At 73.4% G+C, this 12,546-nt stretch carries 7 protein-coding genes; 5 read left to right on the forward strand and 2 right to left on the reverse strand.

The genetic code is table 11. The annotated features are described in order from the left end of the window. Nucleotides 1-156: 156 nt before the first annotated feature. Nucleotides 157-2,061 carry a translational GTPase TypA gene (gene typA / locus ACFVXK_RS32450; protein WP_389618859.1) on the reverse strand — a complete coding sequence of 635 codons (1,905 nt, stop codon included), beginning with the start codon at nucleotides 2,059-2,061 and terminating at the stop codon, nucleotides 157-159. A gap of 362 nt (nucleotides 2,062-2,423) precedes the next feature. After that, a complete protein-coding gene (locus ACFVXK_RS32455; RefSeq protein WP_389618862.1) occupies nucleotides 2,424-4,874 on the reverse strand; it encodes an ABC transporter family substrate-binding protein in 2,451 nt (816 codons plus the stop codon). A gap of 359 nt (nucleotides 4,875-5,233) precedes the next feature. Here ACFVXK_RS32455 and ACFVXK_RS32460 point away from each other — a divergent pair, with 359 nt between their 5' ends. The 5 genes from ACFVXK_RS32460 (at nucleotide 5,234) to ACFVXK_RS32480 (ending at nucleotide 12,338) form a co-directional block, all read left to right on the forward strand. Continuing rightward, nucleotides 5,234-5,458: a hypothetical protein gene (locus ACFVXK_RS32460; protein WP_389618865.1), complete on the forward strand. Its 225-nt coding sequence runs from the start codon at nucleotides 5,234-5,236 to the stop codon at nucleotides 5,456-5,458. Between the two features lie 96 nt (nucleotides 5,459-5,554). Beyond that, nucleotides 5,555-6,379, forward strand: coding sequence for a hypothetical protein (locus ACFVXK_RS32465; RefSeq protein ID WP_389618867.1), 825 nt, complete (start codon nucleotides 5,555-5,557; stop codon nucleotides 6,377-6,379). 1 nt (nucleotide 6,380) lies between these two features. After that, nucleotides 6,381-8,282 carry a fumarate reductase/succinate dehydrogenase flavoprotein subunit gene (locus ACFVXK_RS32470; RefSeq protein WP_389618870.1) on the forward strand — a complete coding sequence of 634 codons (1,902 nt, stop codon included), beginning with the start codon at nucleotides 6,381-6,383 and terminating at the stop codon, nucleotides 8,280-8,282. Continuing rightward, complete coding sequence (locus tag ACFVXK_RS32475; protein ID WP_389618873.1) at nucleotides 8,279-9,061, forward strand: succinate dehydrogenase/fumarate reductase iron-sulfur subunit; 783 nt, start codon at nucleotides 8,279-8,281, stop codon at nucleotides 9,059-9,061. The genes ACFVXK_RS32470 and ACFVXK_RS32475 overlap by 4 nt, the downstream gene beginning before the upstream one ends. A gap of 55 nt (nucleotides 9,062-9,116) precedes the next feature. Beyond that, the gene (locus ACFVXK_RS32480) at nucleotides 9,117-12,338 is read left to right on the forward strand and encodes a protein kinase (RefSeq protein ID WP_389618875.1); all 3,222 of its coding nucleotides are present in this window, start codon (nucleotides 9,117-9,119) and stop codon (nucleotides 12,336-12,338) included. Nucleotides 12,339-12,546: the final 208 nt, after the last annotated feature.

A 12,546-nucleotide genomic window follows, 5' to 3' on the forward strand; every position in this document is an offset into this window, starting at 1 on the left:
GGTTTATACTTTATCCCGCAGCTACACTTCGGGTAGGGGCACCCGGGGCCCCAACAACCGTTTTCCAAACCGCCCCCGGCCCCCCCCCCCACCGGGCCGGTGCGGGGAGGGGCCGTCGCCGAAGGTATGCGTTTCGGCCAGAAGCCTACTCGCGTCCTACTTGGCCGACTTGGCCCGCGAAGCGGTGCGCGAGCGCTCCTTCTGGTCCAGGACGACCTTGCGGATGCGCACGGCCTCCGGGGTCACCTCGACGCACTCGTCGTCGCGGCAGAACTCCAGGGACTGCTCCAGGGAGAGCTTGCGCGGCGGGACGATCGCCTCGAAGGAGTCGGCGGAGGAGGAGCGCATGTTCGTGAGCTTCTTCTCCTTGGTGATGTTCACGTCCATGTCGTCCGCGCGCGAGTTCTCGCCGACGATCATGCCCTCGTACACCTCGGTGCCGGGGTCGGTGAACAGCACGCCGCGCTCCTGCAGGTTGGTCATCGCGAACGCGGTGACCGCACCGGCGCGGTCGGCGACCAGGGAGCCGTTGTTACGGGTGACCAGCTGGCCGAACCACGGCTCGTGGCCCTCGTGGATCGAGTGGCCGATACCGGTGCCGCGGGTCTGGGTCAGGAACTCCGTACGGAAGCCGATGAGGCCGCGGGACGGGACGACGAACTCCATGCGGACCCAGCCGGAGCCGTGGTTCGACATGTTGTCCATGCGGCCCTTGCGGACGCCCATGAGCTGCGTGACGGCGCCCATGTGCTCCTCGGGCACGTCGATCGTCATGCGCTCGACCGGCTCGTGGACCTTGCCGTCGATCTCGCGGGTGACGACCTGCGGCTTGCCGATGGTCAGCTCGAAGCCCTCGCGGCGCATCTGCTCGACCAGGATGGCGAGCGCGAGCTCACCGCGGCCCTGGACCTCCCAGGCGTCCGGACGCTCGGTGTCCAGGACGCGCAGCGAGACGTTACCGATCAGCTCGCGGTCGAGGCGGTCCTTGACCTGGCGGGCGGTGACCTTGCGGTCCTTGACCGCGGCCTTGGCGTCCGCGCCCTTGCCGGAACCGCCGCGGCCGACCATCGGGGAGGTGTTGGTGCCGATGACCATGGAGATGGCCGGCTCGTCCACCGTGATGAGCGGCAGCGCGATCGGGTTCTCCGGGTCGGCCAGGGTCTCACCGATCATGATCTCGGGGATACCGGCGACGGCGCAGATGTCACCGGGGCCGGCGACCTCGGCGGGCTTGCGGGTGAGCGCCTCGGTCATCATCAGCTCGGTGATGCGGACGTTGGAGATCGTGCCGTCACGCTTGATCCACGCGACCGTCTGGCCCTTGCGCAGCTCGCCCTGCTCGACGCGGAGCAGCGCGATGCGGCCGAGGAAGTTGTCGGCGTCGAGGTTGGTGACGTGGGCCTGGAGGGGGGCCTCTTCGTCGTAGGTCGGGGCCGGGACGTGCTCCAGGATGGTGGAGAAGAACGGCTCCAGGTTGTCGCTGTCCGCGGGGACGGTGCCGTCCTCCGGCTTGGTCAGCGAGGCGATGCCGTCACGGCCGCAGGCGTAGACGATCGGGAACTCGATCTGGTCCTCGTCGGCGTCCAGGTCCAGGAACAGGTCGTAGGTCTCGTTGACGACCTCGTCGATCCGGGAGTCCGGGCGGTCCGTCTTGTTGATGCAGAGGATGACCGGCTTGCGCTGCTGGAGGGCCTTGCGCAGCACGAAGCGGGTCTGGGGCAGCGGACCCTCGGAGGCGTCCACCAGCAGGACGACGGCGTCCACCATCGACAGACCGCGCTCGACCTCGCCACCGAAGTCGGCGTGGCCGGGGGTGTCGATGATGTTGATCGTGATCGGGGCCCCGCCGTCCTTGGGGTGGTACTTCACCGCCGTGTTCTTGGCGAGGATCGTGATGCCCTTCTCACGCTCCAGGTCGTTCGAGTCCATCATGCGGTCGTCGAGCTGCTGGTGGGCGGCGAAGGCACCGGCCTGCTTGAGCATGGCATCGACGATGGTCGTCTTGCCATGGTCGACGTGGGCGACGATGGCGACGTTACGGATGTCGTGGCGCGTGGGCACTTCGGCGCTTCTCCCGGGATCGTGGATGGCGTCGCGTACGGCCTGGCACGCGAGCCTCTGCCGGGCGGAAAACCTGCCACGGCCTTACCCCATCGTACGTCGAACGGCGGGAACCGCCTGCCGGGGGGTCTGTCAAGAGGCCGGACGACTGAGGACGGCCGGGGTGTGGGTGGGGTTTCCCGGCGGTCTGTACTACGGGGGGAGAGCGGGTGTTCCTGCGGGTCAACGGGTACGCACGACCTTGCCCGCCGGGCATCCGGCGGGCAAGGAACTTGAGTCACTTCTGAGCTTGCTACCCGCCGGTCAACCCGACAGGCCCCGTTTTTTCACCACTTCTTCGCCGGGCGTCTCCCGGCCACCGGCTACTTCTCCTTCTCATCCTTCTCGCCCTTCCCGCCCTTCTCGCCCTTCGCGGCCGGCGGCTTCTTCCAGCCGATGTCCTGGAAGCGCGGCGCCCCGAGCCCGAAGGCACCGGCGTTCGCCAGACCCGGCTTGGCCGCGACCAGCTCCGGGCGCTGGTACAGGGGGATCGACCCGGCCTCGGCCCAGATCCGGGCGTCCGCCTTGCGCATCAGGTCGCGGGCCTTGCCCTCGTCCAGTTCACCGGCCGCCTGGTCGAACAGCTGGTCGATGTGGTCGGTGCCGACCCGGGTGTAGTTCTGCTCGACGAGCAGCGAGCCGTCCGCCGCCGGCTCCGGCTTCGCGAAGATCGGCCGCGCGTCGGTGGCCGGGAAGGCCGTGGCCGGCCAGGAGTACAGGGCCAGGTCGTACTGGCCCGAGGCGATGTGGTCCTTGAAGAAGCTCTCGTCGGGCACCTTGGTCACCTGGGTGTTGATGCCGATCTTCCGCAGCGTCTGGGAGATCCGGTCGCCGACCGCGCGCAGGGCCTCCGAGCCGGGACCGGCCGGCATCACGAAGCGCAGGTTGAGCTGCTTGCCGTCCTTGGCGAGCATGGCGCCCGAGGTGCGGGGGGCGGTCTGCTTGACCGGGGCCGGGGCCGGGGTCGCCTTGGCCGGCTCCTTGGCGTCCTCCCCTTCGCCGTCGGCCTCCGCCTTCGCCTTCGCCGCCGCGGCGGCCGCCGCGCGCTTGCCGTCCTCGATGGCCCCCGCCTGCGTCAGCAGCGCGTCCTCCTGCTGGACGGCCAGGGAGGACGGGGCCAGCACCGGCGAGACCGCCGTACGCAGGCCGCCCGGGGCGAAGGCGATCCCCTCGTCTACGAGCTGCTCCCCGAAGTCGACCCGGCCCTCCTGGAACACGTGCGGGCCCGTGCTCGGTGCGCCCGGGCGGCCCGCCCGGCCCTGGCGGTCCGGCCGGTCCCGGCGCACGGCGCCGCCCCGGCCGTCGTCCTGGCCCACGATGTAGAGGCCGTCGTTGCCCGTGCCGTCGCCCGGGCCGGGCTTGGCGGCCGCCCGGGTCTTGGAGTCGTCGGTGGCCCCCTCGCCCTCCGGGCCCGCCTTCGCCTCCGGCTCGGTCAGCTTGCCGCCCTTGCGCCAGCCCGCGTCCGCGAGGAGGGCCTGGGCCGCGTGGGTGTCCGTACCGCCGAGGGCCTCGCTGTTGTCCGCGTACGCGAGCTGCCCGGCCAGGGCCAGGTGGCTGCCGACCGGCTTCGCCGGCAGGCCCAGCGGCTTCAGGACGATCTCCGCCAGCTCCTTGCGGTCCAGCGCCCGCGCGATCGCCCGGCGCACCCGCTCGTCGGACAGCGGGCCCGACGCCCCGTTCATGGCCAGCTGGGTGTACGAGGGCTCCAGCGACTTGCGGACCTCGAAGCCGCGCAGCGCCGACTGCTCGTCCGCGTACGCCTTCACCGCCTCGGCGCCCTTCTGCCGGTTCTCCTGCTCCTCCTTGGCCTTCGCCTCGTCGGTGCCGTGGGCCAGCGCCCAGGAGAGGGTGGCCTGCGCCGGGGTCAGGGAGGCGCCCGGGCCGTGGCTGCCGTCGGTGCGGCCCGCGTCGCGGTGCGCGAGGCCGATGCGGTCGGCGCCCGCCCGGTCGACCTCCGCCAGGTCCACCTTCCCGGCCGCCAGCGCCGCCGGGCGGCCGGCCCGCGGGACCGCCGTCAGGACCAGGGTGTCCAGCTTGGCGGGCCGGCCCCACCAGCGGGGGTTGCGGGTCAGGGCCGCCGTACCGGTCTTCTTGTCGAGGGCCCCGAGGTTGAAGGGGCCGGCCGTGACCTTGAGGGCGCCCCGGGCCCCCTCGTTGAAGGCCTCCGGGGTGCCCATGACCTGCTTCGGGTAGAGCGGGCTGAACAGGGAGCGCCAGTCCGCGTACGGGCGGTTGAAGGTGACCTTGACCTCCAGGTCGGACTTGCCGCGCTCGATCTTCTCGATCCGCTCGTAGCCGGCGTTGCGGGCCGTCCAGTACGCCGAGTCCTTGCCGTTCAGGGCCCGCCACTGCGCCACGAAGTCGGGGGCGCCGATCTCCCGCCCGTCGCTCCACACCGCCTTCTGGTTCAGCCGGTACAGCACGACCTGCTTGGGCTCGCGCGCGACCACCTCGGCCTTCTCCAGGTAGTCGGGATTGGCCACCGGCCGCCCCTTGGCGTCCAGCGTGAACAGCTGGGGCAGCACCGCCCCCGCGATCCGGCCGGTGGTGGCGTCCGCGTCGGCCTGGAAGCTGTTGAGGGTCTCCGGCAGGGAGTCCACCGCCCAGCGCAGCACCCCGCCGTCGGCGACCTGCTCGCGGGCCGTCAGCGCGATGTCCGGTCCGGCGGCGGCCGGCCCGCCGTCGTCCTCACCCGCCCCGCAGCCCGCGAGGAGCGGCAGTGCAAGGACTCCCGAGGTGAGGAGCGCCAAGGACCTGCGCGTTCTCTGGGTCATGGGTGGTACCTCCGGGGCGGGGCGTGGAGCCGTGAAAGAGGGGGGTCTTGATCACGTTCGGCGGTATATGGAGCTGATCACACTGGTGCCGGAATCCACTGAAATCGACGGCCGGCCGGGTCCTCCGGAGCGGACCCGCGCCACGCCGCGAACCCCACCCGTGCGGACCAATCCCGGTTGCGGCCCGGACGGGCGTTCCCTCGTTCGAGGGATGAAAATGGGGGCAGGGAGGGGCGCACGGTTTGCGCCTGCGCGCCCGGAATCGCTGCACGTCCCTTCACAACCGGGGACGGGAGGCGCGACACTCGCAGGCGCCCGTGAGCGTTGCCACCGCACCCCCGCGGAAGTGAGGTCACGTCATGTCCCTGCAAGACGATCTGACGGCCGTACGACGCAACCTGAACGAGCTGGTCCGCTCGGTGGAACGGCTGGAGCAGGACGTCGCCCGGCAGTCGCCGGCCGCCGCCACCAAGCCCTCCGGCCCGTCCGGGATGGTCACCGTCCCGGACACCCCGTACGACCAGTCCAAGTGGACGGACACCGACGACGAGGGCCTCGGCGTCCGCGACCGCCGCGCCCCCTGACGTCCCCGTACCGCCCGCCCTCTCCCATCTGGCCCGGCCGCGCGAGCGGCCGGGCCTCCTGGGCCACCCCTCATCGCACTCCACCCGGAGTTCTCCTTGGCCACAGGCACGGAACCACCCCGGCAACGGCCCGGCGGGGTCCACTCCCCCTCCCGGGCCGCGATCACGGCCCGGCACCTGCGCACCGACCGGTGGTGGCTGGCCCCCGCCGGCACCGCGGCCGGGCTGCTCGCCTTCGTCGTCTACTCGACGTGGCGGGCGTTCGCGAACGCCCACTACTACGCGGCCCCCTACGTCTCCCCGTTCTACTCCCCCTGCCTGGCGGAGAACTGCGAGACGATGCGCGGCGGCCCCAACCTCGACCTGTTCGGCAGCTGGTGGGGCCTGTCCCCCGCCCTGCTGATCCTGGTCTTCCCCCTCGGCTTCCGCCTGACCTGCTACTACTACCGCAAGGCCTACTACCGCGGCTTCTGGGCCTCACCCCCCGCCTGCGCGGTCGCCGAACCGCACACCGGGTACACGGGCGAGACCCGCTTCCCGCTGATCCTGCAGAACGCGCACCGCTGGTTCTTCTACGCGGCGGTCCCGGTCGCGGGCATCCTCACCTACGACACCGTCCTGACCTTCCGCGACGGGCACTACGCGTGGGGGCACATGGGCCTCGGCACCCTGCTGTTCCTGGTCAACATCACGCTGATCTGGGCCTACACCCTCTCCTGCCACTCCTGCCGGCACATCATGGGCGGCCGCCTCAAGCACTTCTCCGCCCACCCGGTGCGCTACCGCCTGTGGAGCTGGGTCGGCCGGCTCAACACCCGCCACATGCAGCTCGCCTGGGCCTCCCTGATCAGCGTGGCCCTGTGCGACTTCTACGTGTACCTGCTGGCCACCGGCACCTTCACCGACCCGAGGATCTTCTGACATGACCGAAGTCGACCGGCAGCAGTGGGACGTGGTCGTGGTCGGGGCGGGTGGTGCCGGGCTGCGGGCCGCGATCGAGGCGCGGGAGCGGGGCGTCCGTACGGCGGTGATCTGCAAGTCCCTCTTCGGCAAGGCGCACACCGTCATGGCGGAGGGCGGGATCGCCGCCTCCATGGGCAACGCCAACGCGCACGACAACTGGCAGGTCCACTTCCGCGACACCATGCGCGGCGGGAAGTTCCTCAACCAGTGGCGGATGGCCGAGCTGCACGCCAAGGAGGCGCCGGACCGGGTGTGGGAGCTGGAGACCTGGGGGGCCCTCTTCGACCGGACGCCCGACGGGCGGATCTCGCAGCGCAACTTCGGCGGCCACGAGTACCCGCGCCTCGCGCACGTCGGCGACCGCACCGGCCTGGAGCTGATCCGCACCCTCCAGCAGAAGATCGTGCAGCTCCAGCAGGAGGACTTCAAGGAGTACGGGGACCACGAGGCCCGGCTCAAGGTCTTCCAGGAGTGCACGGTGACGCGGGTCCTGAAGGACGGCGACCGGGTTTCGGGCGCCTTCTGCTACGAGCGCGAGTCCGGGCGCTTCTTCGTCCTGGAGGCCCCGGCGGTGGTGCTCGCCACCGGCGGGATCGGCAAGTCCTTCAAGACCACCTCCAACTCCTGGGAGTACACCGGCGACGGCCACGCGCTGGCCCTGCTCGCCGGTGCGCCGCTGCTCAACATGGAGTTCGTGCAGTTCCACCCCACGGGCATGGTCTGGCCCCCTTCCGTGAAGGGCATCCTCGTCACCGAATCGGTGCGCGGCGACGGCGGGGTGCTGCGCAACAGCGAGGGCAAGCGGTTCATGTTCGACTACGTCCCGGACGTCTTCAAGGAGAAGTACGCCGAGACGGAGGAGGAGGGCGACCGCTGGTACGAGGACCCGGACGCCAACCGGCGCCCGCCCGAGCTGCTGCCCCGTGACGAGGTCGCCCGGGCCATCAACTCCGAGGTGAAGGCGGGCCGCGGCTCCCCGCACGGCGGGGTGTTCCTGGACGTGTCCACGCGCATGCCCGCCGAGAAGATCAGGCGGCGGCTGCCGTCGATGTACCACCAGTTCAAGGAGCTGGCGGACGTGGACATCACCGCCGAGCCGATGGAGGTCGGGCCGACCTGCCACTACGTGATGGGCGGCATCGCGGTGGACTCCGACACCGCCGCCACCGTCGGGGTGCCGGGGCTGTTCGCGGCCGGTGAGGTCGCGGGCGGGATGCACGGCTCGAACCGGCTCGGCGGCAACTCCCTCTCCGACCTGCTGGTCTTCGGGCGGCGGGCGGGCCTGCACGCCGCGGAGCACGCGGCGGCCGGCGCCGAGCGTCCGGCGGTCTCCCAGGAGCAGATCGACGCGGCCGCCGCCGAGGCGCTGGCCCCCTTCCACGCCGACGAGGGCGCGGAGAACCCGTACACGCTCCACCAGGAGCTCCAGACGACCATGAACGACCTGGTCGGCATCATCCGCCGCGAGGCCGAGATGGCCGAGGCCCTGGAGCGGCTCGCCGCCCTGCGCGCACGGGCCGCCCGCGCCGGGGTCGAGGGGCACCGGCAGTTCAACCCGGGCTGGCACCTCGCGCTGGACCTGCGCAACATGCTGCTGGTCAGCGAGTGCGTGGCCCGGGCCGCCCTGGAGCGCACCGAGAGCCGGGGCGGGCACACCCGCGAGGACCGTCCGGCGATGGAGCGGGCGTGGCGGCCGGTGAACCTGCTGTGCCGGCCGGTCGATCCGGTCCCCGCCGATCCCGCCGCCGACCGGATCGCCCTGGAACGCGTACGGACCGAGCCGATCCGCCCCGACCTGCTGGCGCTGTTCGAGAAGGACGAGCTGGCCAAGTACCTGGCCGAAGAGGAGCTCCACGGATGACCACCTACGACGCCCGCTTCCGGGTCTGGCGGGGCGACGCGGAGGGCGGGGACCTGCGGGACTTCACCGTCGAGGTGCACGACGGCGAGGTGGTCCTGGACATCGTCCACCGGCTCCAGGCCACCCAGGCCCCGGACCTGGCGGTGCGCTGGAACTGCAAGGCGGGCAAGTGCGGTTCGTGCAGCGCGGAGGTCAACGGGCGGCCGCGGCTGATGTGCATGACCCGTATGTCGGTCTTCGACCGGGCGGAGACGGTCACGATCACCCCGCTGCGGGCCTTCCCGGTGGTGCGGGACCTGGTGACGGACGTGTCGTTCAACTACGAGAAGGCGCGCTCGGTCCCGGCGTTCGTGCCGCCGGCCGGGCTGGCGCCGGGCGAGTACCGGATGCAGCAGGTGGACGTGGAACGCTCGCAGGAGTTCCGCAAGTGCATCGAGTGCTTCCTGTGCCAGGACACCTGCCATGTGGTGCGCGACCACGAGGAGAACAAGCCCGCCTTCGCGGGACCCCGTTTCCTGATGCGGGTCGCCGAGCTGGACATGCACCCGCTGGACGCCGCCGAGGAGGCGGGCCTGGACCGCAAGCGGACGGCCCAGGAGGAGCACGGGCTGGGCTACTGCAACATCACCAAGTGCTGCACGGAGGTCTGCCCGGAGGGCATCAAGATCACCGACAACGCCCTGATCCCGCTGAAGGAGCGGGCCGTGGACCGCAAGTACGACCCGCTGGTGTGGCTGGGCAGCCGGATCCGCCGCCGTTCGCCTTCCGACCCCCGGTAGTTCACTTCACGGTGGAGAATGCCCCCTGGACGACCGTCGACCGTCGGATGACGTGGTGTCAGGGGGCTTCGCGGTGCGGGTGGGGGAACTGCTGGCGGACCGGTACCGGCTGGAGCGCCGGCTCGGGGCGGGCGGCATGGGCGAGGTGTGGGCGGGACACGACCTGGCCCTGGACCGGCCGGTCGCGGTGAAGGTGCTGCTGGAGGCGGCGACCGACGCGGAACTGATCGCCCGCTTCCGGCGGGAGGCCACCATCGGGGCGCGGCTCCAGCACCCGGGGATCACCGTGGTGCACGACGTGGGGCAGCACGAGGGACGGCTGTTCATCGTGATGGAGCTGCTGCCCGGGGAGGACCTGGGGGCGGTGCTCGCGCGCGAGCGGGGCGGACTGCCGGTGGCGCGGGCGGTGGACCTGGCCGCGCAGACGGCGGAGGCGCTGGCCGCCGCGCACGAACGGGCGGTGGTCCACCGGGACCTCAAGCCGCAGAACCTCTTCCTGCTGCCCGGCGGCCGGCTCAAGATCTGCGACTTCGGCATCGCGCACTCCGCCGACGCGACGGCCGGCTGGACGGTGACGGGCCGGATGTTCGGCACCCCGCCGTACATGGCGCCCGAGCAGTGGCGGGGCGAGCACGTGGACGCCCGCTGCGACCTGTACGCCCTGGGGTGCGTGCTGTACGCCCTGCTGAGCGGCGAGCCGCCGTTCGGCCAGAGCGAGGGGCCGTACGTCCTGATGCGCCGCCACATCGAGGACCCGCCGCCGCCGCTGCGGGAGGCGGGGGTGGCGCTACCCGGGGAACTGGAGGCGCTGCTGGCCGCCCTCCTGGCGAAGTCCCCGGCGGACCGTCCCGGCTCGGCCGAGGCGGTGGGGCGGGCGCTGCGGGGGCTGACGGAGGACGGGCTGCCGGGGGCGACGGTCCGCGATCCGGGGCGCGAAGAGGGACGCGATCCGGGGCACGAGGAGGGACGGGAGCCGGGGCGCGAGGAGGGACGGGAGCCGGGGCGCGAGGAGGGACGGGAGCCGGGGGCGGACAGGGCTCGGGACACGGCGGCGGAGCGGGAGCAGCCGTCGGTCGAGGAGGAGGAGGACGCCGGCCGCGACGGGGTCGGGGGACCGGCTCCCGGTCCAGCTGCGGAGCCCGAGCCGGGACCGGCGGGCGACGGCGGGGCCGAGGGGGGAGCCGGGGGCGGGTCGGGGCTTCCCGTCCCCGTGCGGGAGTTCGTACGGGAGCTGCTGGTCGAGGCCGAGGAGGCGCTGGGCGGGCTGCCCGCCGGGGCCGGGGAGGCGCGCGTCGAAGGGCTCGCGCTCGCGGCCGAGGCGGCGGCGCGGTTCGACGCCGGGCTCGCGGCCCGGCTGCTCGCGGACGCCGAGCGGTGGGCGTGGGCCGACGGCGGCGGCGACGGTGCCCGGGTGGCCGGGCTGCTGACCGGCCTGGCCCGGCGGATCTCCCGGGACGCCCCCGCGCGCACCGAACGGGTCCTGACCGACGCCCAGCAGGCGCTGTTCCCGGTGTTCGGGCCGCGCCGCGCGAGCCGGCTGCGCAAGGTCGCGGAGGAGCTCGCGGCGGTGGCACCCGAGCGCGGGGTGCGCCTGGCCCGGCGGCACTTCCCCGGCAGCGCGGCGGAGGAGGCCGTACTCGCCCGCGCGGCCCTGGCCAGCGCCCCCGCAGACCTGGCGCAGGCCGAGCGCTGGCTGGCCCGGATACCGAGCCCGGCGGTCCGCGCCGCCACCGGGTCCAAGGCCGTCACCGCCGTCGCCCGCCAGGACCTGCCCGCCGCCCTGCGGCTGGCCGCGCGGATCCCCGTCGGCGGGTCCAGGGTGCGGGCGCTGTGCCGGGTGGCGGGGGAACGCCTGGCCGTCGGGGACCGGGCCGGTGCGGCCGACGCCCTCGACCGGGCCGAGGAGGCCCTGGCCGAGCTGGTGGCGGTGCCCGGGCAGCGGGAGGAGGAGGTCGAGGCGGCCCGTGGCGCCCTGAAGGCCGCCCGGGAGCTGAACGCCGAGGGGCACCGCCCCGTGCTGGAGCCGGCCACCGCCCGGGAGCGGGCCGCCGCCGCGCGCGAGCTCGCCGAACCGGCCGAGCGGGGCCGCGAGCTGGCCTGGATCGCCCGGGACTGCACCGCGGGCGCGCCCTGGCTGGAGCCGGCCGCCGCCGACCCCGGCACGCGCCCGCCGCACTCCGTGACCTCGGGGCCCGGCCGGGCCGGCGGGCTCCCGGCCGGTCCGGGCGCGACCCGGGCGGAACGCTGGCGGGCCGAGGGCGCCCGGCCGCAGGCGCTGCACCCGGCCGGGCAGCGGGTGGTGTGGACGTCCGGCTCCGAGGTGGGGTGCGCGGAGGCCGACTCCGGGACCACGCGCTGGACGGCGTACGCCGACGAGGGCGTGGCGGCCCGTCCGCTCCCCGAGCCGGAACGGGTGTGGTGCGCGGCCGACGCCGACACCGTGTGCGTGGTGGTGGAGTCGGACGGCGGGCCGGGCGGGCGCCTGGTGGTCCGGGAGCCGGCGGACGGGCGGGTGCGGTGGTGGCGGGAGCTGCCGGGGGCGGCCGCGCTGACGCCCGCGCCCGGTCTGCTGCTCGTGGCGGCGGACGGGGAGCTGAGCGCCCTGCGCAAGGACACCGGCGAACGGGCGTGGCGGCAGCCGGTGCCGGAGTCGGACCCGCGGACGGTGACGGTGTCGGGCGAGTGCCTCGTCCTCGGCGACGGCCGCCAACTGCGCGCCCTGCACCTGCCGACCGGGACACCGCTGTGGTCCTGGCCGCGCGGGTACGGAGCCGGGGCGCGGGAGGTCCCGGACCTGCCCGCGGGAACGGTGCACGTGCTGGACGGGGGCGTGGTGCGCGCCCTGGACCGGCGCAGGGGCTACGAGCTGTGGCGCTTCGAGCCGGGTGCGGCGGCGGAGCGGCTGCTGGTCGAGGACGGGGTGGTGTACGTGGCCGCGTACCGGCCGGAACAGGGCTGGGACACGGTGTTCGCGCTGGACGCGGGCAGCGGGGCGGTGCGCTGGCAGCAGCCGGTGACCCGGCGCGAGGGCACGGAGTGCGTCCTCGAACTGCTGGGCGTCCGCCGGGGGATGCTGTACGTCCGCTCCGCACACGGGGGCCGCCGGGGCCTCCTGGGCCGCCCCGCCCCACCGTTCGTGACGGGCCTGGAGACCCGGTCGGGCCGCCCCCGCCGCGTGTGGGAACACGAGTCGGCGGCAGGCCCGGCGGTGGCGCTGGCAGCCGACACCCTGACGGTGGCGACGCCGACGCTGACGGGGGTGGCGCTGCCGGGCTGACCCCGGACGTCGACCGAGTGCCGTGCCGACCAGCTGCCCGGTACCGGGGAGGGGCGGGACCACACTCAGCGGTCTCAGAGAAGGGTTGGGGCTTTCCCGTCAGTCTCATCGTCCTTCCGCGTCGGGCCGGCCTGTCAAGGGCGCTCCCTTCGGTCGCGTCGCGTCGCGATCGCCAACGGCGACCCATGACAGACCGGCCCCCCACGGA

It is taken from the genome of Streptomyces sp. NPDC058157, assembly GCF_042884105.1.
GTDB lineage: Bacteria > Actinomycetota > Actinomycetes > Streptomycetales > Streptomycetaceae > Streptomyces.